The following is a 26,370-nucleotide window of genomic DNA, read 5'->3' as shown; positions in this document are numbered from 1 at the left end:
CGCCCCACGTCTGGTCGCGTGGCTCTAACGCAAAGCCCGCCCCCCTCCCCGCTCGAGTCCCTGTGTGGTGGCCTGGCAAAGAGGCGGGCTGGAGCGGCGTGTCGGGGCGGTCTGTGGGGCGTGGGGCGCTGATCCTTGCTGAGGGCGGGACAAAGAGGGTGGTCATGGACTTCGCGCGGATCGTGGAGGCGATCGGCCAGGCTGTCGACCTCGCAGGCGTGGCGATCATCGTGCTGGGCGCCCTGACGGCCACCGTGTCCTTCGTGCTGCGGCTACGCGAGCGACAGGCCCCGCACGACGTCTACCGCGCCTACCGCCAGGGCCTCGGACGGGCGATCCTGCTCGGCCTGGAATTCCTGGTCGCGGGAGACATCATCCGTACGGTCGCGGTGGCGCCGACGTTCGTGAGCGTCGGCGTGCTCGCGCTCATCGTGCTCGTACGGACCTTCCTCAGCTTCTCGCTGGAGGTCGAGCTGGAGAACCGCCTGCCCTGGCAGCCACGGCGCAGCACCGACACCCCCGGCTGAACCCGCCCGACCGGCCCGGCCCCCCGACCCGCCCGACCCGCCGGCCCCGCCGGACCCGCCCAGCCAGCCGGCCCCCGACCCGCCCGACCGCGACAAATCCCACGAAGTCGGCCACCTCGCTCGAAGTCGCCAGCCTCGAAAGAACGCCCGATCCGGAGCGAAGCGGCCGTCCGCTGCAAAGGCGTCCGGCCGCCCGAGGAGGCGAGATCGCCCCGGGCGGCCGGACCGCCGCTGTCATCTGAAGATGCAGGGCCGCCCGTTGCGGTCCACCCCGCTGGACTCGGTGAGGTTCACCATCGAACCGCGCGGCACGGTCGCCCCCGCACCCGGGCTGCTGAACAACACGGTCCCGCGAACGTCGACGCAGGTGTTGTCGAACGTGACCCCGCCGACCGTGAGGCCCGCCCCGGTGATGGAGTTCCGCGCGCTGCCGTCATCGAAGCCCTGCACGTTGGGCACGGTGGTGAGGTTGCACTGCACCCGGAACAGCTCCCACGACCGCACCTGGGTCGCGTCGCTGTGCACCACGTCGGTGGTGCGGTTGCCGCCGCCCACGGCGGTCAGGAAGTGGCCGTCGACCGTCTGGATGGCGAAGCCGTCGCCGCCCTGGCGTACCAGCGCGAACTTCTCCCACGCCTGCAGGAGCGTGGCGTTGGAGTGGATGACGTCGGTCTGCAGGCCGCCGCCGTTCACGGCGGTGAGGTAGTTGCCGGTCAGCGTCCTGATGCCGACGTGCACGCCGTCGCCGGCGTCCACGAGGGTGAAGCGTTCCCACGAGCGGGCCACGGTCGCGTCGCTGTGGATCACATCGGTCGTACGGCCCCCGCCGCCCACCGCCGTCAGGTAGTTCCCGGTGTTGAACGTCTGGAACGTACAGGTGGTCGGGGTGACGAAGGGCAGCGCCGCCCACGCGGGCCCGCTCAGCCCCACCATCCCCGCGGCGGCCAGCGCCAGCCCCGCCACCGTGCCGAACGCGCGTCTCAGGTTCATGTGTCTCTCCCTGCTCCCGGCTCCTCGGTCGGAGCCCTCGCCCTGAGGGCGTTCCAGACCGTGCCGCCCCCGTTCCACCGGCAGGCGAGACGGGAGCCCTTCCACTGGCATCGAGGACGGGGGCGGCGCTGGAGCGGGAGTGACGCCTACTTCCGGCAGACCCGGGCGTCCCGGATGTCGACCGGCAGGACGGGCTTGCCGTCCACGGGCGGCGTGGGCCCGTCGGGCTCCGGCTGGATGCCGCCGGCGGCGATACGGTCGAGCGCGGCGAGCCCGGCGGCGTCGACCGTGCCGAACACCGTGTAGTTGGGCGCCAGGCCCGAGTCGCCGTAGACCAGGAAGAACTGGCTGCCGTTGGTGGCGGGCCCGGCGTTTGCCATGGCCAGCACGCCCCGCGCGTACGTCTTGCGCACCCCGGTCGGGTCGCCGGGCCACGGCGGCAGGTCGGTGGGCAGTTCGTCCTTGTACCGGTAGCCGGGGCCGCCCTCGCCGGTGAAGCTGGGGTCGCCGCACTGCAGCACCTTCAGCCGGTCGTACGCGGTGAGCCGGTGGCAGGAGGTGACGTCGTAGAAACGATGACGGATCAGGTGCACGAAGCTCTGCACGGTGCACGGCGCCTTGGCCGGGTCGAGGGTGAGCCCGATGTCGCCGTGGTTGGTCCTGAGCACCGCCGAGACCGGGCGGGTGGGGGTGTGCCGCGGGTCCGGCGGCAGCGGCACCTTGCGCACGGCCGGGTCGTCGGGGGTCTCGGTGTACGCGCACGGCCCCTTGGTCGTCCGCGGCGGCCGGTCCAGGACCGTCGCGGAGGCCGGCATCGCGGCGGCCGCGACCAGCGCGCCCGTCGTGACTGCGGATAACGCGGCGCGGGCCGCGAGTCGTACCAACGCTCTGCCGGACATCGTGTCCTCCACTGCGTGATGATCGCCGGGCTTCCTGTGGTCTAGTCGATCTGACCCGCCCAGTCAAGACCGTGGCCGCACGTGGTCGGCCCCCCTTGCACGACTTCCGCGGCAGCCGAGGTCCACCCCTGGTCGGCACGTCGAGGGCACTGCCGAGGCCGGCGTGACAGCTCCCCCTCACCGCCTCCCCCTTCGCCCTTCGCCGTCGTTGCTCGGACGGGCACGGCTACGCTGTGGCCTGCGGCCGCCACATGATCGTTGATCGTCACCACACCGCTCGGGTGATCCGGTGGCCGCACGCGTCTCTGCCCTTGCCCACCGGAACACCGTTGCAGGAGGACGCCAAGTGCGCTGGCTCGACGTGCGCCGACACAGCCTGACCAAGAAGGGCGCGGCACGTGGCCGCGGATCACACCTGTCGGCCGACGGCATCGCCCTCGCCCGCTTCATCGGCTCCGGGGTCGGCCCCTACGAGCGCGTGGTCACCAGTTCGTCTCCTCGGGCCGTCGAGACCGCTGTTGCGATGGGTTTCGCCGTCGACTACACCGTGGAGATGCCGTCGGGTTATGTGCCGGGAGAAATCGCTCGGCACGCGCAGTGGGGCTGGACCGAGCCCTACCGGCGGCTCGCGGAGATCATCCGGGAGGGCCAGGACACGGCGACCGTGGCCGAGACCCACCGAGCGATCTGGGTGGACACGGTCCGCGACGTCGCGGAGGGCTGCTCGGCGCTCCTGGTCGGGCACGGAGGGGCGATCGAGCTGGCGTTGGCGGCGTGCTTTCCGGACGCTTCGCACGACTCCTGGGGGACGCCGTTCGCGCACTGCGACGGTGCGCGCCTGGGCTTCGCCGACGGTCGGTTCGTGAGTGTCGAGTTCCACCGGGCGCCGCAGAGCCCCATCCGGCCGAGTTGAGGATCGCCGACTGCGGCTGACGTACTGGCCCAGCAAGGTCCGGTCCTTCCTTACGCGCGCGGGCTTCTCGCGCTCGGGCTTCTCGTGCTCTGGCTATTCGTGCTCTGGCTTCTCGTGCTCGGGCTCTTCGTGCTCGGAAGCCGAAATCGGGTCGATTGAAGCGTGGGACGAAGACGTTCTCGTCCGCCCGGATGGCTGCCCGTCGGCCGGGTCGAGGTGGTCAGCACTGGGTGTTCGGCGGCGGCAGGGTCAGGTCGGTGAAGTAGCGGTTCATCAGGTCGCGGGCACAAGGGTTGAAGCCGTAGAGGGTGTGACCGGGGCCGTCGTGGCGGATGGTGACGCTGCCGGGGACGGCGGCCAGGGCACGTTCGACCGCGTCCGACTCGCCCCAGGCGCCTGCTCCCAGGACGGGAGGCACGCCCTTCGGGAGGGGAGCGGGTGGGTTGGTGACCGGGGCGGGCCAGCCGATGCAGGTGAGGGTCGCCGAGGCCAGCGTGTTGGCGGTGCCGGTGAGAGGGGCGATCTTGCGGAGGCGGGCGTCGGTGCCGGCCAGTTCCTTGAGGGTCGTGGGACGCGGCCAGTCGAGGCATTCGGTGACGGGGGTGGTCTGGTCGGGGTAGCGGGCCCCACGGGCCGGGACGAAGTCGGAGGCGTCGCCCTGGCCGGCCGCCTTGCGGATCGCGCGTGCCAGGGCGGGCCAGGCGGGGGCTCCTTGGCGGGCCATGAAGAGGGCGAGGGACTGCAGGTCGCGGGCGTTGTAGGCCATGTTGGCCGTCGTGGTGGGGATGGGCTTGCGGCGGGCTCGTTCGGTCAGGTTGTGCCAGAGGCCGGGTATGTCTTGGCAGTCGTGGACGGCGCACCAGGTGAAGAAGCGCCGCATGGACTGCTCGTTGGACTTCGCCATCTCCTCCAGTTCGCGCGACCAGTCGGCGGGGCTGTGGTTCCAGGTGCCGTCGAGGACCATCGTGCGGATCTGGTCGGGAAAGAGGTGGGCATAGTCTTGGCCGTAGAAGCCCGCGTAGGAGGCGCCGTAGTAGTTGAGCTTCGCGCCGCCCAGGGCCTTTCTGATCGCCTCCATGTCTCTGGCCTGGTCGGCCGAGCTCATGTTGGCGAACAGCTGGGGGTCCGGGTGGCGGCATGCCTCGGCGAAGCCGCGGTTGGTGTCGGACAGGCGGCCGAAGCCGGCGTCGTCACGCGGGGCTTCCGGGATGGGGATGCGGGTCCAGACGCACGCGAGGCCCGTGCTCAGGCCGCCGAACTGCTCGCCGTAGCCGCGGGTGTCCCAGGTGACGATGTCCATGCGCTCGCGCAGCCGGGCCCACCAGTCGGGGACGGCTGCGGTGGTGGCGATGCCGGGGCCTCCTGGGCCGCCGTAGGCAACCAGGACCGACCCTTCGGAGGCGCCGGTCGCCTTCAGCCTGCCCAGCTTCAGTGTGATCTTGCGGTCGTCGGGCTTGTGCCAGTCGACCGGGACCTGGAGGTCGGCGCACTCCATGCCGATCTTGTCGTTGGGGCAGGGCTGCCAGGTCAGTGAGGATCCGGCGGTCACGACGGACGGAGTGACCGAGGAGGGACGGACTGTGCTCTCGCTGCCGGGTCGGGTCTCGGCGCTGGGGGTGGCGGTGGCGGTGGCTATGGCGGGTTGGCCCGTGATCGCCAGCAGGGCGGCAAGGATCGTGGCGAGAGGTTTCAGCATGCGGTCATGATTGCGGCGCGGGGTTCGGGAGCGCGTCGGACCAGGGGCTGGTCTTGGAGCGGGGAAGTCCTACCACGGGTTGTCAGACCGTGGTCTGACGGGTGTCCCGCACGATCTGAAGCTCGTGTCACTGCACGATCTGAACCCGTGTCACTGGGGAAGGCGTCGTACGCGTTCGCATGGGCCGGCAGCACCGCGGGCTCGGCGGGTACGGCTGCGCTAGCCTGCCGGGATGCGGCGGATTCTGGTGGCGGGCATCAGCGGGGCGGGCAAGTCGACGCTGGCGCGCGCATTGAGCAGCCGGATCGCCGTGCCCTGTCACGAGATGGACGGCCTGTACTTCGCCGGGCCCGGTTGGGCCGTGGACGAGGCGTTCCAGGAGCGGGTCGCCGAGATCGCCGGGACCCCGGCGTGGATCTTCGACTCCTTCGGCTACCCGGAGGTGCGCGACCTGCTGTGGGAACGCGCCGACACCATCGTCTGGCTGGACTATCCGCGCCGGGTCGTCATGCCGCGGGTGCTGCGGCGTTCGCTGCGCAGGACGGTTCTGCGCGAATCCGTCTTCAACGGCAATCGGGAGACGGTCGCCGGGTGGTTCCAGAGTGATCATCCGGCGTGGTGGGCCTGGTCGCAGCACGCGGCGCGACGGGCGGAGATCCGGCGGCGCACCCGTGATCCGCGTTTCGCTCCCTTGCGGGTGCTCCGCTTCACCAGCCCGTACTCGGCGGCGGTCTGGCTGCGGTCGGTCGGACCGGCCTGACGTCGGACAGCCTCCCCCTCACAGACGGTCGGCCCGGCCTGACGTCGGACAGCCTTCCCCTCACAGACGGTCGGCCCGGCCTGACGTCGGACAGCCTTCCCTTCACGGGCGGCCGGCGGGGTGAATGTGTGATGGCTGGACAGGAATCGCAGGATTCCGGACGTCCGGGGTGTTCGGTCGCAAGGTGGGCGGAGGTGGCGCGGGAGAGTCGGGGCATGGTTGAGATGTCGTCCGCGCAAGGCGGCTCGCAGAGGCGCTCCCCCACCGGCCGGGTGCTCATGGCCGTCGCACGTCGCTGGCCCACGGGGCTGGGCCTGGCTTTCATGGTCTTCAATGTCCTGGGGCTGGAGGACGGGCGGGACGCGGCCCTTGTGGTGTTCCTCGCCGCGCTCATCTACCTCGCCACGGCGGTGACCGGCAGGCCGGAGGTGGTCTGGCCGTTGTTCGGGGCGTCCGTGGTGGCGGTGGCGGTGCTGCGGGTGCTCGGGCTGGAGCCGTGGCCGGGGCTGGTCGGGGGTGCGGTGTGCGTCGCCGTCGTCGGCCTGGCGGCCGGGCTGGCTAAGAGGCCGGCGCTCGTCGCGGCGCAGGTTCCCGCGATGCTGGTCTTCGGGGCGGCGTCGGTGGCCGCGCTGTCCCTGTCGCCTGCGGCCGGGGGCTGCCTGGTCGCCGCGGCCCTGGTCGGGCATGCCGTTCTGGACGTGGTCCTCTGGCTCAGGAACAAGGTGGTGGCCCGGTCGATGGCCGAGTTCTGCGCAGCGCTCGACCTGACGCTCGGAGTGGCGATCGTGGTTCTGACGGTCGCGGCCTAGAGGGCGCGCATCGAGAGCCGCAGGGGAAACCCAGCACCACCGGTGGGATTACCTTCATCGGACGCCGAGAATTCCGACCTCGTGACCCGCGACAGCCGCCTCGCACCCGGGTGGCGGCACGAGGAGAGGAACTCGACCATGCCCAAGTATCTGATTCAGTCCACGTACACCGCAGACGGCATCCGCGGGGTGCTCCGAGACGGCGGCACCGGACGCCGGCAAGCGGTGGATCGCCTGGTGGAGGGCCTGGGCGGGCGGGTCGAGCAGATGTACTTCGCGTTCGGCGAGACGGACACGTTCGTGGTCGTCGACCTGCCGAGCAATGCGGCGTCGGCTGCCCTCGGGATGGCGGTGTCGGCGTCCGGGGCGGTGCGGACGACGACGGTCGCCCTGCTGACGGCGGAAGAGGTCGACGAAGCCACGCGGATGGAGGTGGCCTACCGGGCTCCTGGCGCGTGACCACCAGGCGCGGACGCAGGCCCGACGCCTCGGCTCGCGCGATCTCGGCGAAGGCGGCCCGACTCCGCTCCGTCGGGTACGGCGGTGAGGAGCGATCCGCTGCGCAGTGCGCGGCGAGCGCCGCAGCGGCGGCTCGTACGGCTTGCCCGGGAAGGTCAGGCGCCCTTGGCCTCCAGCGCTGAGACGCGGTCGGCGATCTTCCTCAGCTTGGTCTCGAACACAGCCCGCGGGTCGTCGGCGACGGAGGCGAGCGCCACCATTGCCGTCACGATCACGTCGCACAACTCGTCGGCGAGGTCCTGGCGGGTGTGGGAGGCGGGCTTGCGGGGGTTCTGGCCGAGTTCGCCGATGCGGGCCTCGACCGCCTCGCCGAACTCCTCGCCGATCTTCATGACGCGCAGGGTGAGTTCGTGCGGGTCCCGGCCGTTGTTGCGGTCCAGCCACGCCACCAGCTCGCTGATCGTGGACCACACGTCTGTCGAGGTGGGATCGGGCATCGGGGTCCTCCTCCATGCCGGTGTCTGGCGTCGACGCCGGGTGTCCGCCTCACGGACGGGCAGCGTTCGATGCCTTCAGGGTGTTGCGCTCAGGCCGTCCAGCACAATGACCGACAGGCCCGTCGCGGGCGACAAGGGTGAGCCCGAGGGGCGCGGCCCTCGGGCTCACCGGGTGACGTTCGCCGGCGTGGGGAGCGTGCTGCTAGACGTGGGCGAGCAGCACGGCGGGGTTCTCGACGCAGTCGGCGACGAAGCGGAGGAAGCCGCCCGCGGCGCCGCCGTCGCAGACGCGGTGGTCGAAGGTGAAGGACAGCTGGGTGATCTTGCGGGGCACCACCGCGCCGTCGTGCACCCAGGGGCGGTCGATGACGCGGCCGACCCCCAGGAGCGCCGCCTCCGGGTGGTTGATGATGGGGGTGGAGCCGTCCACGCCGAAGACGCCGTAGTTGTTGAGGGTGAACGTGCCGCCCGTCAGCGCGGACGGGGGCAGGCTGCCCGAGCGCGCCAGCGCGGTCAGGCGGGTCAGTTCGGCGGCCAGGCCGGCGGTGGTCATGAGGTGCGCGTCGCGGACCACCGGCACGACGAGGCCGCGTTCGGTCTGGGCGGCGAAGCCCAGGTTGATGTGGCCGTGGCGGACGATCTCGGCCCGGTCGGTGTCGACCGAGCAGTTCAGCTCCGGGAAGCGGAGCAGGCCGGCCACGCAGGCGCGGGCCAGGAGCGCCAGCAGGCCGATGCCCAGGTCCGGGCTGGTCCGCCGGAGGGTGTCGCGGACGGCGAGCAGGTCGGTGGCGTCCACGTCCACCCAGGTGGTGGCGTCGGGGATCTCGGTGCGGCTGCGGGTCAGCTTGTCGGCCACCGTGCGGCGCAGGCCGCGCAGGGGGATGCGCTCCGCCACCAGGGTCACCGGAGACACCGGGGCCGCCGGAGACGCGGAGGCTGCCGGAGACGCCGGGGCCGCGGCCTTGTCGGCGGAGGGGGCGTCCAGGCTCGCGCCGGGGTTGGCGATGGCGTGTTCGACGTCCCGGCGGAGGATGACCCCGTGCGGTCCGCTGGGGAGGACGGCGGCGAGATCGACGCCGTGCTCGCGCGCCATCCGCCGCACCAGCGGCGAGATCACGCGAGGCGCGCGCTCCGGCCCGCCGGGGGACGAAGGAGCAGGCTCAGACCCGGACGCGCGCCCAGGCGCGATCGCGGCCCCCGACGCCGATCCCCGCGCGGGTGCCGGCGCAGGCCCCGCTGCCGCCCCCGAAGCAGGTGCCGGAACGGAACCCGGTGCCGGCGCAGGTCCCGAAGCAGGTGCCGGGACGGAACCCGGTGCCGGCGCAGGTCCCGGTCCCGCAGCGGGGGTTGCGGGGGAAACGGTGGGCTTGGGGGTGCGGGGGCGGCGGCGGCTCTTGTGGGGGGCGCCGGTGGTGCCGTAGCCGATCAGGACGTTGCCCGAGCCCGCGCGTTCCTCCTCCCGGTACCGCGCCGCCGCCGGGTCCTCCTGCGAGTCCCCGACCTCGATGAGCGGCTCCCCCACCGCCACGACCGCGCCCGCCTCGGCGTGCAGCCGCAGCACGGTCCCCGCGTACGGCACGGGCACCTCCACCGCCGCCTTCGCGGTCTCCACCTCCACCACGATCTGGTCGATCTCCACCGTGTCCCCCACGGCCACCTTCCACTCGACGATCTCGGCCTCGGTCAGGCCCTCGCCGAGGTCCGGCAGCCGGAACACCTGCCGCGCGGCGGTCGCCGTCATGACGCCTCCCGGGTGAGGTGCAGCACGTCGGGCCGGTCGTCGAACTGGAGGCGGTCCACCGCGTCGAGGACGCGGTCGACGTCAGGGAGGTGGGAGTGCTCGAGTATGGGCGGCGGGTACGGGATGTCGAACCCGGTGACGCGCAGCACCGGCGCGGCCAGCGAGTGGAAGCACCGCTCCTGCACGCGGGCGGCGATCTCGGCCCCCACCCCGGCGAACCCCTGGGCCTCCTGGATCACCACGCAGCGCCCCGTCTTGCGCACCGAGGCCACCACGGTCTCGTCGTCGAACGGGACGATCGTCCGCAGGTCGACCACCTCCAGCGAGAGCCCGTCGCGGGCGGCGACCTCGGCGGCCTGGAGCGCGACGGGCACGCTGGGCCCGTAGGCGACGAGCGTGGCGTCGCGGCCCTCGCGGCGGACGGCGGCCCGGCCGAACCCGGCGGCGCCGCGGTCGGCGACGGAGGTCTCCTCCTTCGACCAGTACAGCCGCTTGGGCTCCATGAAGATCACCGGGTCGGGGTCGGCGACGGCGTCGCGCAGCAGCCAGTAGGCGTCGTCGGCCGTCGCGGGCGTCACGACCTTGAGCCCCGGCGTGTGGGCGTAGTACGCCTCGCTGGAGTCGCAGTGGTGCTCGACGCCGCCGATGCCGCCGGCGTACGGGATCCGGATCACGATCGGCAGCGACAGCCGCCCGCGGGTGCGGTTGCGCAGCTTAGCCACGTGCGAGGCGATCTGCTCGAAGGCCGGGTAGGCGAAGGCGTCGAACTGCATCTCGATCACCGGGCGGAAGCCGCCCATGGCCAGGCCCACGGCCAGGCCCACGATCCCCGCCTCGGCCAGCGGCGTGTCGAAGCAGCGCTCCTCGCCGAACTCCTTGGTGAGCCCGTCGGTGACGCGGAAGACGCCGCCGAGCGGGCCGACGTCCTCGCCGAAGACGAGGACGCGCTCGTCCTCGCGCAGGGCGTCCCGCAGGGCGGCGTTCAACGCCTGGGCCATGGTCATCTTCGCGGTCATCTTCGCGGTCATGTCAGTCCTCCCGCGCGGTCAGCTCGGACGCCAGCAGGGCCCGCTGCTCGTGCAGCTGGGGCGTCGGCTCGGCGAAGACGTGGTCGAACAGCTCGAAGGGGTCGGCCTCGGGGTCGGCGTTCATCGCCTCGCGCAGGCGCGCGGCGTACTCCTCGGCGGCCTGGTGGGCGGCGGCGACGTCCTCGGCGCCGAGCAGGCCGCGCCCGCGCAGGTAGGTCTCCAGCCGGGCCAGCGGGTCGGCCGATTCCCACTGCTCGACCTCCTGGCTCTCCCGGTAGCGGGTGGGGTCGTCGGCGTTGGTGTGGGGGTCCATGCGGTAGGTGTGCGCCTCGACGAGGAACGGGCCGCCGCCGGTCCTGGCGTGCGTCACGGCGGCGGTCAGGACCGACAGGACGGCGACGAGGTCGTTGCCGTCCACCTGCTCGGAGGGGATGCCGTAGCCGATGCCCTTGTAGGCCAGCGCCGGGGCCGCGCTCTGCTTGGCCAGCGGCACGGAGATGGCGTACTTGTTGTTCTGGACGAGGAACACGACGGGGGCGCGCAGCACCGCGGCGTAGTTGAGCGCCTCGTGGAAGTCGCCCTCGCTGGTGCCGCCGTCGCCGATGAAGGCCATGACGACGCCGTCCTCGCCCTTGCGGCGCATGGCCTCGGCCATGCCGACGGCGTGGATCGTCTGGGTGGCCAGCGGCGTGCACTGGGGGGCGACGCGCGTGGCGGCGGGGTCGTAACCGCAGTGCCAGCCGCCGCGCAGCAGGGTGAGCACCTCGACCGGGTCGAGGCCGCGGGAGACGAGCGCGACCGAGTCGCGGTAGGTGGGGAACAGCCAGTCGTCCTCGCGCAGCGCGAGCACGCCGGCGATCTGGCAGGCCTCCTGGCCGCGGCTGGAGGGGTAGACGGCCAGCCGGCCCTGCTTGGTCAGCGCGGTCGCCTGGCGGTCGAAGCGGCGGCCGAGGACCATCCGCCGGTACGCCTCCACCAGGTGCTCCCCTGCGGGCTCTGCGTACCCGGCGGGCGGCTCGACGGCGGTGCCGTCCTCGGCGACGAAGCGCACCGGCTCTGGTGAGGGCAGCAGGCCGTCGACCGTCTGGGGACTCCTCCTCACGGACATGGCGGACGCTCACTTTCTCTGGACGTTTGTGAGGGAAAGCGTCCGCTTCCGGGGCCATCCGTTCAAGACATCAGGCATGATGAGCGACAAACGGCTTAATATGGGACTAATGGAGGGCCAATTGTCAGCCAACGAGGGCGTCGAAGGCGGCTGGCCGGGACGTTCGGCCGCAAACCTGGACGGAGTGGACCGGGCGATCATCGCCGAGCTGCTGCGCGACGGCCGCATGTCGATGCGCACCCTGGCCGAACGCGTGCACGTCTCACGCGCCAACGTCTACGCCCGGCTCACCCGGCTGATGGACGACGGCGTGATCACCGGCTTCACCGCCGAGCTGGCGCCGCACCGGGCGGGCCTGGGCACCAGCGCGTACGTGTCGGTGACGATCGAGCAGAACTCCTGGCGCCAGGTCACGGCACGGCTGCGGGAGACGCCGTACGTCGAGCACTTCGCCATGGTCGGCGGCGACTACGACGTCCTGGTGCTGGTCAGGACGCCGGACAACGCCGCGCTGCGGCACGTCGTGCTGGAACGCATCCAGGACATCCCCGGGGTGCGGGCCACCCGGACCTGGCTGGTGTTCGAGGAGGCCCGCGGCCGGGGCGCGGACTGGGGGGCCCACGAGAGCTGAGCCCCCTCAGGTCTTCGTTCAGCGCCCTCCGAAGGTCGCTCTGCGCTTGGCGAGGAACGCCTCCACCGCGCCCGCGTGGTCGGCGGTCAGGCCGAGGCGGGCCTGCGCACGGGCCTCCTCGGCGAGCACCGCACCGAGGCCCTGCTCCCACCCCTGCGCGATGAGCCGCTTGGACTCGGCGTAGGCCGCGGTCGGCCCGGCCGCCAGCCGGGCGGCCAGCTCGCGTCCGGCCATGCACACCTCGGCCCCGGGCACCACCCGTCCCGACACGCCCCACGCGACCGCCTGCGCGGCGCCGAACGGCTCGCCGAGCAGCACCAGCTCCTTGGCCCTGGCCTCGCCGACCGCCCGCGCCAGGGTCGCCGACAGGCCGGAGTCGCAGGTGAGCCCGATCCCCGTGAACGCCGTGGCCAGCTTGGCGTCCTCGGCCAGGACGCGCAGGTCGCAGGCGAGCGCGAAAGCCAGCCCCGCGCCGACGCAGGCGCCGTTGACGGCGGCCACGACCGGCTTGGGCATCGTGGCCAGGAGCCGGACGACCGGCGCGTAGTCCGCCTCGACCGTGTCGAAGGCGTGGCCGGGGTCGGCGCGCAGGGCCTCGGCGTGCTCGGCGAGGTCCTGGCCGACGCAGAACGCGCGGCCCGCGCCGGTCAGCAGCACGGCCCTGACCGAGTCGTCGGCGGCGGCCTCCTCCAGCGCCCGGCGCAGCGCCTGCTTGAGCCCGTCGTTCAGCGCGTTGCGGTGGTCGGGACGGTTGAGCGTCACGACGGCCACGGCGCCGTCGCGTTCGAGCAGGACCGGGGTGTCGTCCACGTCAGCCCTCCGGCCAGGTCTTGGCCACGAGGGTCAGCACGTCGTACGTGGCGACCGGGACGCCGTCCTGGTTGGTCACGGTGGCGTCCCAGCGCACCTCGCCGTAGTCGGCGCCGCTGCGCGGCGTGATCTGCTTGACGGTCAGCGCGACGGCGATGGCGTCGCCGGCCTTGACCGGGGTGAGGAAGCGCAGCCCGTCGACGCCGAAGTTGGCCAGCACCGGGCCGGGCGCCGGGTCCACGAACAGCCCGGCGGCCAGGGAGACCACCAGGTAGCCGTGCGCGACGATGCCGCCGAACAGCGGGTTGCGGGCGGCGGCCTCGGGGTCGGTGTGGGCGTAGAAGGTGTCGCCGGTGAACTCGGCGAAGTGCTCGATGTCGGCGAGCGAGACCGTGCGCGGCGCGGAGGCGATCGTGTCGCCCACCCGCAGCTCGGCCAGCGACTTGCGGAAGGGGTGGACGCCGGACTCGGCGCGCGCCGAGCCGGTCGTCCAGCGGCCGGTGATCGCGGTGAGCTGGTCCGGCGAGCCCTGGACGGCGGTGCGCTGCATGTGGTGCAGGACGCCGCGCACGCCGCCCAGCTCCTCGCCGCCGCCGGCCCGCCCGGGGCCGCCGTGGACGAGGACCGGCAGCGGCGAGCCGTGCCCGGTGGACTCCTTGGCGTCGTCGCGGTCGAGGACCAGGACCCGGCCGTGCCAGGGCGCGAGCCCGAGCACAACGGACCGCGCGACCTGCGGGTCGTGGGTGGCGACGGAGGCGACCAGGCTGCCCTTGCCGCGCGCGGCCAGGGCGACCGCCTCCTCGACGCCGTCGTAGGCGAGCACGGTCGCGACCGGCCCGAACGGCTCCACGTCGTGCGGCTCGGCGGCGCCGGGGCGGGCGCGCAGCAGCAGCGGCGTCATGAACGCGCCGAGCTCGGGGTCGCCCTCCAGCAGGGACGCGCCGCGCGGGTCGCCGTGGACGATCTCCGCGCCGGCCAGCAGCGCCTCGACCGCCTTGCGCACCTCGTCCCGCTGGCCCAGGCTGGCCAGCGGGCCCATGCGCACGTCGGGGTTGCGCGGGTCGCCGACGGTGATCGACGACAGGCGCGCGGCCAACGCCTCGGTCACCTGGTCCGCCAGGTTCGCCGGCACGAGCACGCGGCGGATGGCCGTGCACTTCTGGCCCGCCTTGACCGTCATCTCGGTGACGACGCCCTTGACGAACAGGTCGAACTCCGGATCGTCCGGGCGCACGTCGGGGCCGAGGATCGAGCAGTTGAGCGAGTCGGCCTCGACGCCGAGGACGACGCCGCCGTCGAGCACGTTCGGGTGGCGGCGCAGGATTCCCGCGGTGTGGGCCGAGCCGGTGAAGGCGACGGAGTCCTGGACGGTCAGCTCGTCGAGCAGCCCGGCGGGGCTGCCGGCCAGGAGCTGGAGCGTCCCCTCCGGCAGGATGCCGGACTCGATGATCTGCCGGACGGCCAGCTCGGTGAGGTAGGCGGTCTGGGCGGCGGGCTTGACGATCGAGGGCAGCCCGGCGAGGAAGGCCGGGGCCAGCTTCTCCAGCATGCCCCAGACGGGGAAGTTGAAGGCGTTGATCTGCACCGCGACGCCCGGCCGCGAGGTGTAGAGGTGCTGACCGGCGAAGGTGCCGCCCTTGCCCAGGCGCTCCAGGCCGCCGTCGAGGAAGACGGTGTCGTTGGGCAGCTCGCGCACGCCCTTGCTCGCGTAGCTGAACAGGGTGCCGATGCCGCCGTCGACGTCGACCATGGTGTCGCGGGCGGTGGCGCCGGTGCGCGTGGACAGGGCGTACAGCGCGTCCTTGCGCTCGATCAGGTGCTTGGCCAGCGCCTTGAGCAGGGCGGCCCGCTCGTGGAAGGTCAGGGCCCGCAGCGCCGGGCCGCCGGTGTCCCTGGCGTGCCTGACCATGGCGGCGACGTCCAGCCCCCGGCTGGAGATCCGCGCGACCTCCTCGCCGGTCGCGGCGTCGAGCAAGGGTTCCCCGTCGTCCGACGCGCGGAACCATCGTCCGGCGGCGTAACTCTCCAGCAGCGCGCTCACGCTGTCTCCTCTCTTGCGCGGAAGCCCCGACTCATGCAACCGTATTACTGACCGAGCGATAAGTAAATAAGACCGATGTCTCGGAGGGACGATGACCACCACGCCGGCGGAGCCGGACCTGGAGGAGCGGCTGCAGTCCGCCTTCGACGCGACCATCGCGGGTCACGACCGGATCGAGCCCCGCGACTGGATGCCGGAGGCGTACCGCAGGACGCTCGTCCGCCAGATCGCCCAGCACGCGCACTCCGAGATCATCGGCATGCAGCCGGAGGGCGAGTGGATCGGGCGTGCCCCGTCGCTGCGCCGCAAGGCGATCCTGCTGGCCAAGGTGCAGGACGAAGCCGGGCACGGCCTCTATTTGTACTCCGCGTGCGAGACGTTGGGCGTCTCCCGCGCCGAGCTGACCGAACTCCTTCTGGCCGGGAAGCAGAAATACTCCTCGATCTTCAACTACCCGACGCTGTCCTACGCCGACGTCGGCACCATCGGCTGGCTCGTGGACGGCGCCGCGATCTGCAACCAGGTGCCGCTGTGCCGCACCTCCTACGGCCCGTACGGCCGCGCCATGATCCGCATCTGCAAGGAGGAGTCCTTCCACCAGCGGCAGGGCTACGAGCTGCTGATGACGATGATGCGCGGCACGCAGGCCCAGCGGGAGATGGTCCAGGACTCGGTCAACCGGTTCTGGTGGCCCTCCCTCATGATGTTCGGCCCGCCCGACGACCGCTCCCCCAACAGCGAGCGCTCGATGGCCTGGGGCATCAAGCGCAACTCCAACGACGAGCTGCGCCAGAAGTTCGTCGACATGACGGTCCCGCAGGCCAAGGCGCTCGGCGTCACGCTGCCCGACCCCGACCTGCGCTGGAACGAGGAGCGCGGGCACCACGACTTCGGGCAGCCGGACTGGTCGGAGCTGGCCGCGGTCATCCGCGGCGACGGGCCGTGCAACGCCCAGCGGATGCGCCACCGCCGCGCCGCCCACGAGGACGGCGCCTGGGTGCGCGAGGCCGCGTCGGCGTTCGCGAGCCGTACCGCGGCAGGGGCGGGCGCCCGATGAGCGCCGACCGGCGGGAATGGCCGCTGTACGAGGTGTTCGTCCGGGTCAAGCGCGGGCTCAACCACGTGCACGTCGGCTCGCTGCACGCCCCCGACGACGCGATGGCCCTGCGGCACGCCCGCGACGTCTACACCCGGCGCAACGAGGGCGTGAGCATCTGGGTCGTGCGCTCCGACGCCATCACGGCCTCCAGCCCGGACGAGAAGGACCCGCTGTTCGCGCCGAGCGGCGACAAGGTCTACCGGCACCCGACGTTCTACGACATCCCGGGCGACGTCCCGCACATGTGAGAGGGGGTCCAGCGTGAGCGATGACCACGAGAGCATCTTCGACGGCCTGACCGGCGGGGACTCCGCGCAGTGGGCGTTCGGCACGGACTTCGAGGACCCGCTGGCGGGCGTGGACACCACCGTGCCCGACGGGGTCGGCCACGCCGAGCTGGCCGCGTACTGCCTCATGCTCGGAGACGACGCGCTGGTCATGTCGCAGCGGCTCACGGAGTGGTGCAGCCGCGCCCCCGACCTGGAAGAGGACATCGCGCTCGCCAACGTGGCCCTCGACCTGCTCGGGCAGGCCCGCCTGCTGCTGGCGCGGGCGGCCGCGGCCGACCCCGGCGTGGTGCCCGCGCTGCCCGAGGGCTCGCCGGTGCCGCCGGAGGACGCGCTGGCGTTCTTCCGCGACGCCGGGCAGTTCAGGAACGTGTGGCTGGCCGAGGTCGCGAACGGCGACTTCGCGCACGTCGTCGTGCGCCTGCTGCTGTTCTCCACGGCCCGGCTGGCGCTGCTGGAACGGCTGTCGGCGAGCGCGGACACGGTGCTGGCCGCCGTCGCCGCCAAGGGCGTCAAGGAGGTCGCCTACCACCGCGACTGGGCCGGCCGCTGGTTCCTCACCCTGGCCCAGGGCACCGAGGAGTCGCGCCGCCGGCTCGACGCCGCGCTCGGCGAGCTGTGGCCGCTGCTGGCCGAGCTGGTCACCGCGCATCCCGTCGAGCGCGCGCTCGCCCGCTCGGGCGCCGCCGTCGAGGCCGCCGCGCTGCGCGCCGACGTGGACGCCGTGCTCGGCCAGGTGCTGACGGTGAGCGACGTCCCCCGCCCGCCCCTCGAAGGCAGGCCAGGCGGCGGCCGGGACGGCGTCCACACCCCGGCGCTGGCCGACCTGCTGGCCGACATGCAGTCGGTCGCCCGCGCCCACCCGGCAGGCCGCTGGTGACCGCCGCCGAGCACGCCGGACCCGCGCCCGGGGACGCCCGTGAGCGCGCCATCCGGGCCGCGGAGGGGGTGCGGGACCCGGAGATGCCCATGCTCACCCTGGCGGATCTCGGCGTGCTGCGCGGCGTCGAGCTGCGGCCCGGCCCGGACGGCGCGGTCGTGGTCGCCTCGATCACCCCGACGTACACCGGCTGCCCGGCCATGGCGACCATGCGCGACGACCTCGTCCACCGGCTGCGGGAGGCGGGTTTCCCGCGCGTCGAGGTGCGGGTCGTGCTCGACCCGCCGTGGTCGAGCGACTGGATCTCCGAGCGCGGCCGGGACGCCCTGCGGGCCGCCGGGCTGTCGGCGCCAGGACCGGCCCGGCGCACGTCCGGGCCGGTGCCGCTGACGCTCGGCCCGGCCAGGCCCGCCCCGGCCTGCCCGCGCTGCGGCTCCCGGGCCACCCGGCTGACCTCCGAGTTCGGCGCCACCGCCTGCAAGGCGCTCTACGCCTGCGCCGACTGCCTGGAACCGTTCGAGCATGTCAAGGAGATATGAGATGACCACGCTCGCGCCCGCGCCGGCCCGGGCGCACGCCGCCTTCCACGAGCTGACCGTGGCGGCGGTCGACCACCTGTGCGAGGACGCCGCCGCGATCACCTTCGCCGTGCCCGGCGAGCTGCGCGAGGCGTACGCCTTCCGCGCGGGCCAGTCGCTCACCCTGCGCCGCTTCGTGGACGGGCGGGAGGAGCGGCGGTCGTACTCGATCTGCGCCCCGGCCGGGGACGCGCCGCGCATCGGCGTCCGCGAGATCCCGGACGGGCTCTTCTCCTCCTGGCTCGTCCGCGAGGTACGGCCGGGCACGCGGATCGAGGTGCAGACCCCCACCGGCTCCTGGCAGGCCGACCCCGCCCCGGGCGAGCGGCATCTGTGCGTGGCCGCCGGGTCGGGCATCACCCCGATGATGTCGGTCGCCTCGACGGTGCTCACCCATCCCGGCGCGCGGGTGTCGCTGCTGTACGGCAACCGCAGCAGCCGCACCGTGATGTTCGCCGAGGAGCTCGGCGACCTGAAGAACCGGTACGGCCCGCGCTTCCAGCTGGTCCACGTGCTCTCCCGGGAGCCGCGCGACGTCGAGCTGTTCTCCGGCCGGCTGGACGGCGACCGGCTGCGGCGGCTGTTCACCGAGCTGGTGCCGATCGAGACGTTCGACCACGTCTGGCTGTGCGGGCCGCTGCGCATGGTCGAGGACGCCCGCCGGGTGCTCGCCGAGCTCGGCGTCCCGGCCGCGAAGGTGCACGTCGAGCTCTTCTACGTCGACGCTCCCCCGCCTCGGCCGAGGCGGCCCGAGGGCGTGCCGGCGGGTGCGACGACCGTGCTGACGACGGTGCTCGACGGAAGGCGCACGACCGCCACCGTCTCGCGCGAGTCCACCCTGCTCGACGGCGCCCAGCAGACCCGCTCGGACCTGCCGTTCGCCTGCCGGGGCGGGGTCTGCGGCACGTGCCGGGCGGTGGTCCGCGAGGGCGCGGCGGACATGCGCCGCAACTACGCGCTGGAACCGGCCGAGGTGGACGCCGGTTTCGTGCTCACCTGCCAGACGTTCCCGGCCGGCGACCGTGTCACCGTGGACTACGACGCCTGACCCCGACGCAGAGGAGTTTTCCGTGACGACAGCCCGCGCTCCCCAGGCGGAGCGCCCATGACCCTCATCGTCGAGGAGGGCGCCGACCGGGTGGTGTGGCGGCTCAACCGGCCGCAGGTGCGCAACGCGATCGACCGGGAGCTGGTCGCCGCGCTGCACGAGGCGTGCGCCGCCGTCGAGGACGAGCCGCGCGTCGTGCTGCTCACCGGCGAGGGCACGACCTTCGCCGCCGGGGCGGACATCGCCCAGCTCCGCGACCGGGACCGGGGCGACGCGCTGCGCGGCATCAACTCCAGGATCTTCGACCGCATCCACCGGCTGCCGATGCCGACCATCGCCCTCGTGGACGGTTACGCCCTGGGCGGCGGGGCCGAGCTGGCCTACGCCTGCGACTTCCGGATCGGCACGCCGCGCACCCGGATCGGCAACCCGGAGACCGACCTCGGCATCCTGGCCGCCGCCGGGGCCGCCTGGCGGCTGGCCGAGCTGGTCGGGGAGCCGCTGGCCAAGGAGATCCTGCTCGCCGGCCGGGTGCTGACGGCCGAGGAGGCGCGGGCGGTGCACCTGCTCAACGACGTCGTCGAGCCGGAGGACCTGCTCGCCGCCGGTCACCGGCTCGCCGACCGCATCGCGGCGCGGGCGCCGCTGGCCACCCGGCTGACCAAGGCCGTCTTCCACGCCCCGCGCGCCGCGCACCCGTTCGTGGACGACCTGGCCCAGGCGGTCCTGTTCGAGACCGAGGAGAAGCACGCGCGCATGACGGCGTTCCTCGACCGGCGGAAGGAGCGACGCTCATGACGTCCCCATCGACACTGCCCCAGATCGTCGGCGTCTTCGGCGGCGGGCGGATGGGATCGGGCATCGCGCACGCCTTCCTCGCCGCCGGCAGCCGGGTCGTCGTCGTGGAGAGCGACCCGCGGGCCGCCGCCCAGGCCCTGGAGCGGGTGACCGGCAGCCTGGCCAAGGCCGAGGAGAAGGGCAGGCTGGGCAGCCCGCTCAAGGACGTCCTGTCCCGGCTGCGCACGACGGCCGACCCCGCCGAGCTGGCCCCGTGCGAGCTGGTCGTGGAGGCGGTGCCGGAGGACGCGGCGCTCAAGGCCCAGGTGTTCGCCCTGGCCGAGCGGCAGGCGCCGGGCGCGGTGCTGGCCACGAACACCAGCAGCCTGTCGATCGGCGGGCTCGCGGCCGGCCTGGCCGCGCCGGAGCGCTTCATCGGGCTGCACTTCTTCAACCCCGTCCCGGTCAGCGACCTCATCGAGGTCGTCGTCGGCCCGCGGACGGACCCCGAGCTGGTCGAACGGGCCCAGGAGTGGACGCGGGCGCTGGGCAGGACGCCGGTCACGGTGGCCGACTCGCCGGGCTTCGCCAGCAGCCGGCTCGGCGTCTGCCTGGCCCTGGAGGCGATGCGGATGCTGGAGGAGGGCGTGGCGAGCGCGGCCGACATCGACACGGCCATGACCCTCGGCTACCGCCACCCGACGGGCCCGCTGCGCACCACCGACGTGGTGGGCCTGGACGTGCGGCTCGCCATCGCCGAGCACCTGGCCCGCGAGCTCGGCCCCCGGTTCGAGCCGCCGCGGATCCTGCGCGACCTGGTGGCCGCCGGGCATCTGGGCCGCAAGACGGGCCAGGGCTTCTACACCTGGTGAGCGCCGGGCGCGTGCCCGGCCAGGCCGTCGAAGGCGATCGCGGTGACGGCGTCGGCGACCATCGCCCGGTCGTAGGCGCCGTCCGGGCGATACCACTCCACCAGCGAGTTGACCATGCCGAACAGCAGCCGGCTGACCAGCGCGGGCGGCACGTCATCGCGCAGCGCGCCCTCGGCGACGGCGTCGGCGACCAGCGCGGCGAGGCGGTCGTCGAGCCAGCGGCGGCGTTCGAGCGCGGCCAGCTCGACCGGGCTGTTGCCGCGCACCCGCAGCAGGAGCGTGACGCTGGGCTGGTGGGCGACCAGCACCTCGACGCTGCGCCGCACGACCTCGCGCAGGCGTTCGTAGGCCGTGCGGCCGGCGGCGTCGCGGGTGGCGGCGGTCACGGCGGCGGTGAGCTCGTCGAGGGCGTCGTCGAGGGCCTGGCCGAGCAGCTGCTCCTTGCTCGTGACGTGGTGGTAGATGGCCGGCTTGGTCAGGCCGAGCTCCTTGGCCAGGTCGCCCATGCTGGTGGCGTCGTACCCCCTGCGGTTGAACAGCTCCACCGCGGCGCGCAGGATCGCGGCCTGGTCGTAGCCGGGCCGGCCGCGCCCGCGGCGCGGGGCGGGCCCGGCGGGCTCGGTCGTCGTCACGGAAGCCAGCATCTCACGGCAGATCAGACCTCCTCCCCGGGGCGGCCGCACCCCCCCGGGACGCCGGGACGCTCGCGGGGTACAGTCGTGACGATCTTCTCCTACCCTCCGAGGAGTGAGCCCTGTGACGTTGCCCGCCGACAGCCATGTGCACAGCGAATGGTCCTGGGACGCCCCGAAGGGCGACATGGAGCGTTCCTGCGCGCGGGCGGTGGAGCTCGGCCTGCCCGCCATCGCCTTCACCGAGCACGTCGACCACACGGTCTGGACGGTCGACCCCGGCGCCCTCGACGGCCACGACCACCTGCTCGCGCTGACGACGCCGGACGGTCACCTCCCTCCCCCGGCCTTCGACGCCGCCGGCTACCTGGAGGCGGTCGAGCGGTGCCGCGAACGGTTCCCGGAGCTGCGCATCCTGAGCGGCCTGGAGCTGGGCGAGCCGCACCGGCACGCCGGGGAGGTCGCCGGCGTGCTCGCCGCGGGGCGCTTCGACCGGGTGCTCGGCTCCCTGCACAGCCTGCCCGCCGGCGACGGGTTCTGCGAGCCGCCCGGCCTGTACGCCCGCCGCGCCGCCGCCGACGTCCTCCGGGACTACCTGGCCGAGATCCCCGAGCTGGTCGCGGGCAGCGACGTGTTCGCCGTGCTGGCCCACGTCGACTACCCGGTGCGCTACTGGCCGCGGGCGGCCGGGCCGTTCGACCCGGCCGACTTCGAGGAGGAGTTCCGGCACGCGCTGCGGGTGACCGCCGGGTCGGGCCGGGCGCTGGAGATCAACACGGTCCTGCCGCTGCACGCGACGCTGCTCGGGTGGTGGCGGGAGGAGGGCGGGCAGGCCGTGACGTTCGGCAGCGACGCCCACGAGCCGTCCGTCGTCGCGCGCCGGTTCCGGGAGGCGGCCGAGCTGGCCCGGGCGCACGGCTTCCGCCCGGGCCGGGACCCGTACGACTTCTGGGGCCGTACGGGTTGATCCCCCTCGCGTCCCCCTAGCGGTCCACCAGTCGGGCCCGGAGCAGGGCCAGGTCGTCCGGGGGCAGGCCGCCGGCCAGCAGGTACGCCTGCGCGCCGCCGTGCCGGTCGTCCAGGTGGGCCAGGGCGGCCAGCATGGTGTCCGCGGTGACCTCGGCGAACAGGCGCAGCGCCCTGGCCCGCCCCGCGTCGCCGTCCAGGGCGGCCAGGTGGTCGTCGAGGCGCAGGCAGACGGCCGTCATGGCGTAGTCGGCGGCGATCTCCTGCCGGGAGACGCCGGCCAGCGAGAGGGCCAGCGCGACCGCCAGCCCGGTTCTGTCCTTGCCGGAGTGACAGTGCAGCAGGACGCCCCCGTCCGGCGCGTGGGCGACGGCCGACAGGACGGCGGCGAACCGGGCGGCGCCCCGGTCGAGGATCACCCGGTAGATGCCGGGCAGGGTGTCGTCCAGCGCCTCCAGGACGGTGTCCTCGTCCCGCAGCACGGGCAGGTGGCGGCGGCCCGGCACGTCGGGACCGGGGTCGGCCCGGCACTCGGCGGCCAGCCGGAGGTCGGCGACGAGCCGGATCCCGTGCGCCCGCAACGCCGGGACGGCCGTGCTCCTCGGGCGGTCGCCCCGCACCAGCGCGCCCCACCGGATGCGCCCGCCGTCCTCGGTGGGCAGGCCGCCGAGGTCGCGCACGTTCTCGCAGCCCGGCCAGCTCAGCACCCGGCCGCCCGACGGCGGCTCCAGGGGCCTCACGCGAGGTCCCGCAGGTTGCTGGTCCAGGCGTCGATGGTGGCCTGCCACTCCTTCGGGTCCTCCGGCCGACCGGGCACGCCGGGCCTGGTCTGCCAGGGCAGCGGCCCCGACTCCGGCCGGTACTCCACCCCGATCGCCGCCAGCCGCGGCAGGTGACCCGCCAGCCGCGCGCGGAAGTCCTCCAAGTCGCGCCCGGGCGGCCCCCAGACGGTCTCGGCGAAGGCCGCCAGCCGGGGGAAGACCATGTAGTCGACCCGCCGGTTGGAGTCGATCAGCTCCGTCCAGACCCCGCACTGCGCGCCGAGCACCCGTTCCGCCGCCGGGTCGTCGCGCAGCTGCGCGGGCACGGGCTCGAAGGCGTAGACGTCCTCCAGGGCGAGCACGGTCCCGAACGGCACCGGCTCGTCCTCGCCGGGCCCCTGGCGGTAGTCGAAGTAGACCTGGGTGTTGGAGCAGTTGATGACGTCGTGCCCGCGCCGGGCGGCGGCCACCGCCCCGAGGTCGCCGCGCCAGGAGGCCACCACCGCCCCGGGGGCGAGGCCGCCTTCCAGGATCTCGTCCCAGCCGACCAGGCGGCGTCCCCGGGCGGTCAGGTAGTCGTCGAACTGGTGGATGAACCAGCTCTGAAGCTCCTCCTCGTCGCGCAGGCCCAGTTCCCTGATCCGGCGCTGCGCGGACGGGCTCTCCCGCCACTGCTCCTTGCGGCACTCGTCGCCGCCGACGCACACGTACGGGCTGGGGAACAGCTCCAGCACCTCGTCGAGCACGTTCTTGAAGAAGGCGATGGTGGCGTCCTCGGCGTTGAGCACGTTCCGGCCGATCCCCCAGGTCGTGCGGACCTCCAGCGGCGTGCCGAGGTTGCCCAGCTCCGGGTAGGCGGCGATGGCGGCCTGGGTGTGGCCGGGCAGGTCGATCTCGGGCACGACGGTGACGTGCCGGGCGGCGGCGTAGGCGACGATCTCCCTGAGGTCGTCCTGGGTGTAGTAGCCGCCGTGGGGACGGCCGTCCATGGCGCCGTTCCAGCCGGTCTGGCTCTCCCGCCGCCACGCGCCGACCTCGGTCAGGCGGGGGTAGCGCCGGATCTCGACGCGCCAGCCCTGGTCGTCGGTCAGGTGCAGGTGCAGGACGTTGAGCTTGTGCAGGGCCATCAGGTCGATGAAGCGCAGCAGGTCGTGTTTGGTCATGAAATGCCGGGCGACGTCGAGGAGGCAGCCGCGCCAGCCGAAGCGCGGCTCGTCCTCGATGTGCGCGCCCGCCGCGACCAGCGGCTCGGCGGCCGGCGACCGGCGGTAGGCGGCGGCGGGCAGGAGCTGCCGGAAGGTCTGCGCGCCGTAGAAGGCCCCGGCGGGCCCGCCCGCGTCGATGGCGACGCCGTCGTCGCCCACGCTCAGCCGGTACGCCTCGGGGCCGAGGCCGTCGCCCAGCCCCAGGGTGATCGTCCCCGGGCCCGGCGTGCCGGGCAGCAGCTCACCTCCGGTGACCTGGCTGAGCTCGGCGCGCAGCCAGGCGGCCACCCCGGCGAGAGCCGGGTCGGCGGTGAGCGCCGTGCGCCCGTCGAGGACGAACCTCCCGCGCCTGGTCCCGTGGCTGACGGGCCTGGGAACGATCTTCAAGTGCATCTCCTCACTGACAGGTGACGGTGGCGTCGGCGAAGTCGGCGTGGTCGGAGGTGGCGTTGTCGCCGCCGTTGGTCGCGACCAGCCGGACGAACCGGGCGCCCGCGACGGACGCCGTGACCTTCCTGGCGGGCATGGCGCCGGTCAGGACGCCGGAGTGCGCGACCCGGCCGCCGTCGGCCCACACCTCGAAGTCGGCCGATCCGGCCTGGCCGACCTCGTCGTCGATGCCGGCCTGGAACTCGACCGTCGTGCACCGGCCGGCGGTGTGGAACTCGATGTCGGCGGGGGCGTGCGTGCCCAGGCCCTTGGCGTACCGGACGCCCTCGACGGTGATCGGGCGGCCGTCGCCGGCGGCCCGCTCGCCGTTGCTGGTGTCCTTCTCGACCGGGCCGAAGTAGTTCGTGGCCCTGGTCCAGGCCAGGTCGCTCAGGTAGGTGCGGCCCGAGCCGGGCGCCCTGGCCACGATGACGACGGCGACGGCACGCCGGTCGCCCTGGGTGAAGGCGACCTCGTAGGTGCCGGGCGCGGCGCCCGCGGGCGGGGTGACCGTCCAGGTGACGGTGAACGTCTCGGCGGCGCCGAGCCGGGCGGTCCTGGCCGGTGTGCGGGCCTCGGCGCGCCAGCCGTCCGGCGCGGACGCCTTGACCTCGACGTCCCGCAGCGGGGCGGTGGCCCCGGTGTTCGTGACGCGGGTGACCAGCTCGCCGGGCACGCCGGGCTCCAGCACCGACGGGCGGTCCTCGCCGAGGAAGCGCGGCGGGTCGGCCTCGAACGTCACCAGCGGCGGCGCCTGCTCCCGGCTCTCCGAGACCCGGTAGAGCACCGCCGCGTGCGCCGGGACCTGCGCCGACAGCACGTCCTTCGTCGAGCTGACCGCGCCGGACCACAGCTCCTCGACCCGGTGGCGGGAGCCCGCGCCGAGCTTGGTGGAGATCACCGCGGCCCGGTCGCTCTCGTTGAACAGCGCGATCGCCCGGTCGCCGCCGTCCAGGGGCTTGGCCAGGACGTGGTACCAGCCGTCGGAGGAGACGAGCCGGCCGTGCGCGCCCAGCCGGTCCTGGTCCACCGCGATCACCTTGGGGTTGGCGACGACGGCGGCCGGCGCCTTGGCCGGGTCGGCCTGCAGGACGAGCGGCGCGGCTCCCATGGCCCACAGGGTGAACTGGGCGCGGTACTCGGTCTCGGTCATCCCGCCGCGCCCGGCCTGGATCAGGTCGGGGTCGGCCCAGCTGCCCGGCCCGGCGTACTCGGCTCTGAGCTGGTTGGTCTCCCAGATGTCGACCATGCTGGGGTAGCTGTCGGGGATGGGCTTGTTGTAGACGTTCGTCCGCCAGGTGGTGGCGCCGGCGTCCTTGCCCCACAACCAGGGCACGGTGCTGCCGTCCTCGTTGTTCATGGCGAACACCACGCCGTCGCCGAGGGCCTGGCGCATGCGCGGGTAGAGGGTCTGGGCGATCTGCTGCACGTTCTGGCCCGGGAAGTCGGCCGTCGGGACGTTGCACCAGTCGTACTTGACGTAGTCGGCGCCCCAGGCCCTGAGCTGGGCGGCGTCGGCGGCCTCCTGCTTGTAGGAGCCGGGGCCGCCGCCGGAGCACGCCTTGGCGCCGGCCGACAGGCTCAGGCCGAGCTTGAGGCCCTTGGCGTGCAGGTCGTCGGCCAGCGCCTTGACGCCGCCCGGGAAGCGGGCCGGGTCGGCGGCCAGGGCGCCGCCGCTGCGCTGGGCGGCCAGCCAGCAGTCGTCGAGCACGACGTACCGGTAGCCGAGCGGCGCGAGCGGGGCGAGGGCGTCGGCGGCCTGGCGGACGGCCGCCTCGGAGACCGAGCAGCCCAGGGAGCGGCTGCTCCAGCCCATCGGGGGCGCCGCGGCCGCCGCCGCGGTCGCCGCGGAACCGGGTAAGGGCGCGAGGGGCAGGGTGAGGAGGGCCGCCGCGGCGGCGGCCGTGATCGTGCGCATGGGGATCCC

27 protein-coding genes are annotated in these 26,370 nt (G+C 73.5%); 14 read left to right on the top strand and 13 right to left on the bottom strand.

Annotated elements, in window-relative coordinates; translation table 11 throughout:
* The first annotated feature begins 164 nt into the window (after positions 1 to 164).
* Positions 165 to 527 carry a DUF1622 domain-containing protein gene (locus AB0J76_RS14840; RefSeq protein ID WP_352324204.1) on the top strand — a complete coding sequence of 121 codons (363 nt, stop codon included), beginning with the start codon at positions 165 to 167 and terminating at the stop codon, positions 525 to 527.
* 234 nt (positions 528 to 761) lie between these two features.
* Here the strand turns inward: AB0J76_RS14840 and AB0J76_RS14835 are convergent, their stop codons facing one another.
* Both AB0J76_RS14835 and AB0J76_RS14830 read right to left on the bottom strand, forming a co-directional pair.
* On the bottom strand, positions 762 to 1,517 hold the full coding sequence (locus tag AB0J76_RS14835) for a PASTA domain-containing protein (RefSeq protein WP_352324203.1): 756 nt from the start codon (positions 1,515 to 1,517) through the stop codon (positions 762 to 764).
* Between the two features lie 146 nt (positions 1,518 to 1,663).
* A complete protein-coding gene (locus tag AB0J76_RS14830; protein WP_352324202.1) occupies positions 1,664 to 2,416 on the bottom strand; it encodes a peptidylprolyl isomerase in 753 nt (250 codons plus the stop codon).
* Positions 2,417 to 2,762: 346 nt separating this feature from the next.
* Between AB0J76_RS14830 and AB0J76_RS14825 the strand changes: the two genes are divergently transcribed.
* A complete protein-coding gene (locus AB0J76_RS14825; RefSeq protein ID WP_352324201.1) occupies positions 2,763 to 3,329 on the top strand; it encodes a histidine phosphatase family protein in 567 nt (188 codons plus the stop codon).
* Positions 3,330 to 3,549: 220 nt separating this feature from the next.
* Here the strand turns inward: AB0J76_RS14825 and AB0J76_RS14820 are convergent, their stop codons facing one another.
* Positions 3,550 to 5,025: an alpha/beta fold hydrolase gene (locus AB0J76_RS14820; protein ID WP_352324200.1), complete on the bottom strand. Its 1,476-nt coding sequence runs from the start codon at positions 5,023 to 5,025 to the stop codon at positions 3,550 to 3,552.
* 232 nt (positions 5,026 to 5,257) lie between these two features.
* Here AB0J76_RS14820 and AB0J76_RS14815 point away from each other — a divergent pair, with 232 nt between their 5' ends.
* The 3 genes from AB0J76_RS14815 to AB0J76_RS14805 all read left to right on the top strand — a co-directional run bounded on the left by AB0J76_RS14815 (position 5,258) and on the right by AB0J76_RS14805 (position 7,053).
* Positions 5,258 to 5,785, top strand: a complete 528-nt coding sequence (locus AB0J76_RS14815) for a hypothetical protein (RefSeq protein ID WP_352324199.1) — start codon at positions 5,258 to 5,260, stop codon at positions 5,783 to 5,785.
* A 215-nt stretch (positions 5,786 to 6,000) separates the two neighbouring features.
* On the top strand, positions 6,001 to 6,594 hold the full coding sequence (locus AB0J76_RS14810; protein WP_352324198.1) for a hypothetical protein: 594 nt from the start codon (positions 6,001 to 6,003) through the stop codon (positions 6,592 to 6,594).
* Positions 6,595 to 6,732: 138 nt separating this feature from the next.
* Positions 6,733 to 7,053, top strand: a complete 321-nt coding sequence (locus AB0J76_RS14805; RefSeq protein WP_352324196.1) for a GYD domain-containing protein — start codon at positions 6,733 to 6,735, stop codon at positions 7,051 to 7,053.
* A gap of 155 nt (positions 7,054 to 7,208) precedes the next feature.
* Here AB0J76_RS14805 and AB0J76_RS14800 read toward each other — a convergent pair whose 3' ends face one another.
* From AB0J76_RS14800 to pdhA, 4 genes are all read right to left on the bottom strand, one after another.
* Entirely contained in the window at positions 7,209 to 7,550 is a 342-nt protein-coding gene (locus AB0J76_RS14800; protein WP_352324195.1) for a MazG-like family protein, read from the bottom strand.
* 202 nt (positions 7,551 to 7,752) lie between these two features.
* On the bottom strand, positions 7,753 to 9,291 hold the full coding sequence (locus AB0J76_RS14795) for a dihydrolipoamide acetyltransferase family protein (protein ID WP_352324194.1): 1,539 nt from the start codon (positions 9,289 to 9,291) through the stop codon (positions 7,753 to 7,755).
* Complete coding sequence (locus tag AB0J76_RS14790; RefSeq protein WP_352324213.1) at positions 9,288 to 10,307, bottom strand: alpha-ketoacid dehydrogenase subunit beta; 1,020 nt, start codon at positions 10,305 to 10,307, stop codon at positions 9,288 to 9,290. Before AB0J76_RS14790 ends, AB0J76_RS14795 begins: the two co-directional genes overlap by 4 nt.
* Before the next feature lie 13 nt (positions 10,308 to 10,320).
* Positions 10,321 to 11,427, bottom strand: a complete 1,107-nt coding sequence (pdhA, locus tag AB0J76_RS14785; protein ID WP_364389638.1) for a pyruvate dehydrogenase (acetyl-transferring) E1 component subunit alpha — start codon at positions 11,425 to 11,427, stop codon at positions 10,321 to 10,323.
* A 121-nt stretch (positions 11,428 to 11,548) separates the two neighbouring features.
* Here pdhA and AB0J76_RS14780 point away from each other — a divergent pair, with 121 nt between their 5' ends.
* Positions 11,549 to 12,058: an Lrp/AsnC family transcriptional regulator gene (locus AB0J76_RS14780; RefSeq protein ID WP_352324192.1), complete on the top strand. Its 510-nt coding sequence runs from the start codon at positions 11,549 to 11,551 to the stop codon at positions 12,056 to 12,058.
* A gap of 18 nt (positions 12,059 to 12,076) precedes the next feature.
* Here the strand turns inward: AB0J76_RS14780 and AB0J76_RS14775 are convergent, their stop codons facing one another.
* Both AB0J76_RS14775 and paaZ read right to left on the bottom strand, forming a co-directional pair.
* Positions 12,077 to 12,868 carry an enoyl-CoA hydratase-related protein gene (locus AB0J76_RS14775; RefSeq protein WP_352324191.1) on the bottom strand — a complete coding sequence of 264 codons (792 nt, stop codon included), beginning with the start codon at positions 12,866 to 12,868 and terminating at the stop codon, positions 12,077 to 12,079.
* Between the two features lies 1 nt (position 12,869).
* The gene (gene paaZ, locus AB0J76_RS14770) at positions 12,870 to 14,909 is read right to left on the bottom strand and encodes a phenylacetic acid degradation bifunctional protein PaaZ (protein ID WP_352324190.1); all 2,040 of its coding nucleotides are present in this window, start codon (positions 14,907 to 14,909) and stop codon (positions 12,870 to 12,872) included.
* A gap of 91 nt (positions 14,910 to 15,000) precedes the next feature.
* Between paaZ and paaA the strand changes: the two genes are divergently transcribed.
* The 7 genes from paaA to AB0J76_RS14735 are packed head-to-tail and all read left to right on the top strand — an operon-like array spanning position 15,001 to position 20,450.
* Entirely contained in the window at positions 15,001 to 15,966 is a 966-nt protein-coding gene (gene paaA, locus AB0J76_RS14765; RefSeq protein WP_352324189.1) for a 1,2-phenylacetyl-CoA epoxidase subunit PaaA, read from the top strand.
* Positions 15,963 to 16,256, top strand: coding sequence for a 1,2-phenylacetyl-CoA epoxidase subunit PaaB (gene paaB, locus AB0J76_RS14760; protein ID WP_352324188.1), 294 nt, complete (start codon positions 15,963 to 15,965; stop codon positions 16,254 to 16,256). Before paaA ends, paaB begins: the two co-directional genes overlap by 4 nt.
* 13 nt (positions 16,257 to 16,269) lie before the next feature.
* Positions 16,270 to 17,175, top strand: a complete 906-nt coding sequence (gene paaC / locus AB0J76_RS14755) for a 1,2-phenylacetyl-CoA epoxidase subunit PaaC (protein ID WP_352324187.1) — start codon at positions 16,270 to 16,272, stop codon at positions 17,173 to 17,175.
* Entirely contained in the window at positions 17,172 to 17,714 is a 543-nt protein-coding gene (paaD, locus tag AB0J76_RS14750; protein WP_352324186.1) for a 1,2-phenylacetyl-CoA epoxidase subunit PaaD, read from the top strand. Before paaC ends, paaD begins: the two co-directional genes overlap by 4 nt.
* Before the next feature lies 1 nt (position 17,715).
* Positions 17,716 to 18,801: a 1,2-phenylacetyl-CoA epoxidase subunit PaaE gene (gene paaE, locus AB0J76_RS14745; protein WP_352324185.1), complete on the top strand. Its 1,086-nt coding sequence runs from the start codon at positions 17,716 to 17,718 to the stop codon at positions 18,799 to 18,801.
* 57 nt (positions 18,802 to 18,858) lie between these two features.
* Complete coding sequence (locus AB0J76_RS14740) at positions 18,859 to 19,599, top strand: enoyl-CoA hydratase/isomerase family protein (protein WP_364389634.1); 741 nt, start codon at positions 18,859 to 18,861, stop codon at positions 19,597 to 19,599.
* Complete coding sequence (locus tag AB0J76_RS14735; RefSeq protein WP_352329967.1) at positions 19,596 to 20,450, top strand: 3-hydroxyacyl-CoA dehydrogenase family protein; 855 nt, start codon at positions 19,596 to 19,598, stop codon at positions 20,448 to 20,450. The genes AB0J76_RS14740 and AB0J76_RS14735 overlap by 4 nt, the downstream gene beginning before the upstream one ends.
* On the opposite strand, the gene AB0J76_RS14730 is transcribed toward AB0J76_RS14735, so the two are convergent.
* Positions 20,438 to 21,082: a TetR/AcrR family transcriptional regulator gene (locus tag AB0J76_RS14730; protein ID WP_352329965.1), complete on the bottom strand. Its 645-nt coding sequence runs from the start codon at positions 21,080 to 21,082 to the stop codon at positions 20,438 to 20,440. The two genes, AB0J76_RS14735 and AB0J76_RS14730, sit on opposite strands and share 13 nt — an antisense overlap.
* A 115-nt stretch (positions 21,083 to 21,197) precedes the next feature.
* Here AB0J76_RS14730 and AB0J76_RS14725 point away from each other — a divergent pair, with 115 nt between their 5' ends.
* Positions 21,198 to 22,049 carry a PHP domain-containing protein gene (locus AB0J76_RS14725; RefSeq protein WP_352329963.1) on the top strand — a complete coding sequence of 284 codons (852 nt, stop codon included), beginning with the start codon at positions 21,198 to 21,200 and terminating at the stop codon, positions 22,047 to 22,049.
* 16 nt (positions 22,050 to 22,065) lie between these two features.
* Here the strand turns inward: AB0J76_RS14725 and AB0J76_RS14720 are convergent, their stop codons facing one another.
* Genes AB0J76_RS14720 through AB0J76_RS14710 form a run of 3 tightly spaced genes read right to left on the bottom strand, consistent with a single transcriptional unit; the run spans position 22,066 to position 26,361 of the window.
* A complete protein-coding gene (locus AB0J76_RS14720) occupies positions 22,066 to 22,788 on the bottom strand; it encodes a tyrosine-protein phosphatase (RefSeq protein ID WP_352329962.1) in 723 nt (240 codons plus the stop codon).
* Positions 22,785 to 24,395, bottom strand: coding sequence for a beta-N-acetylhexosaminidase (locus tag AB0J76_RS14715; RefSeq protein ID WP_352329969.1), 1,611 nt, complete (start codon positions 24,393 to 24,395; stop codon positions 22,785 to 22,787). The genes AB0J76_RS14720 and AB0J76_RS14715 overlap by 4 nt, the downstream gene beginning before the upstream one ends.
* 16 nt (positions 24,396 to 24,411) lie before the next feature.
* On the bottom strand, positions 24,412 to 26,361 hold the full coding sequence (locus AB0J76_RS14710) for an NPCBM/NEW2 domain-containing protein (RefSeq protein WP_364389631.1): 1,950 nt from the start codon (positions 26,359 to 26,361) through the stop codon (positions 24,412 to 24,414).
* Positions 26,362 to 26,370: the final 9 nt, after the last annotated feature.

The organism is Nonomuraea sp. NPDC049624, assembly GCF_040675255.1.
Lineage (GTDB): Bacteria > Actinomycetota > Actinomycetes > Streptosporangiales > Streptosporangiaceae > Nonomuraea.
The sequence above is the reverse complement of the archived record's forward strand: the minus strand, read 5'-3'. Positions and strand labels throughout refer to the sequence as shown.

Coding starts and splice junctions, on each gene's coding strand:
- AB0J76_RS14820 (WP_352324200.1), bottom strand. CDS start 5,025: ATGCTGAAACCTCTCGCCACGATCCTTGCCGCCCTGCTGGCGATCACG.
- AB0J76_RS14790 (WP_352324213.1), bottom strand. CDS start 10,307: ATGACCGCGAAGATGACCATGGCCCAGGCGTTGAACGCCGCCCTGCGG.
- paaE (WP_352324185.1), top strand. CDS start 17,716: ATGACCACGCTCGCGCCCGCGCCGGCCCGGGCGCACGCCGCCTTCCAC.
- paaA (WP_352324189.1), top strand. CDS start 15,001: ATGACCACCACGCCGGCGGAGCCGGACCTGGAGGAGCGGCTGCAGTCC.
- paaB (WP_352324188.1), top strand. CDS start 15,963: ATGAGCGCCGACCGGCGGGAATGGCCGCTGTACGAGGTGTTCGTCCGG.
- AB0J76_RS14800 (WP_352324195.1), bottom strand. CDS start 7,550: ATGCCCGATCCCACCTCGACAGACGTGTGGTCCACGATCAGCGAGCTG.
- AB0J76_RS14735 (WP_352329967.1), top strand. CDS start 19,596: ATGACGTCCCCATCGACACTGCCCCAGATCGTCGGCGTCTTCGGCGGC.
- AB0J76_RS14830 (WP_352324202.1), bottom strand. CDS start 2,416: ATGTCCGGCAGAGCGTTGGTACGACTCGCGGCCCGCGCCGCGTTATCC.
- AB0J76_RS14795 (WP_352324194.1), bottom strand. CDS start 9,291: ATGACGGCGACCGCCGCGCGGCAGGTGTTCCGGCTGCCGGACCTCGGC.
- AB0J76_RS14815 (WP_352324199.1), top strand. CDS start 5,258: ATGCGGCGGATTCTGGTGGCGGGCATCAGCGGGGCGGGCAAGTCGACG.
- AB0J76_RS14810 (WP_352324198.1), top strand. CDS start 6,001: ATGGTTGAGATGTCGTCCGCGCAAGGCGGCTCGCAGAGGCGCTCCCCC.
- AB0J76_RS14840 (WP_352324204.1), top strand. CDS start 165: ATGGACTTCGCGCGGATCGTGGAGGCGATCGGCCAGGCTGTCGACCTC.
- AB0J76_RS14835 (WP_352324203.1), bottom strand. CDS start 1,517: ATGAACCTGAGACGCGCGTTCGGCACGGTGGCGGGGCTGGCGCTGGCC.
- AB0J76_RS14805 (WP_352324196.1), top strand. CDS start 6,733: ATGCCCAAGTATCTGATTCAGTCCACGTACACCGCAGACGGCATCCGC.
- AB0J76_RS14740 (WP_364389634.1), top strand. CDS start 18,859: ATGACCCTCATCGTCGAGGAGGGCGCCGACCGGGTGGTGTGGCGGCTC.
- pdhA (WP_364389638.1), bottom strand. CDS start 11,427: ATGTCCGTGAGGAGGAGTCCCCAGACGGTCGACGGCCTGCTGCCCTCA.
- AB0J76_RS14710 (WP_364389631.1), bottom strand. CDS start 26,361: ATGCGCACGATCACGGCCGCCGCCGCGGCGGCCCTCCTCACCCTGCCC.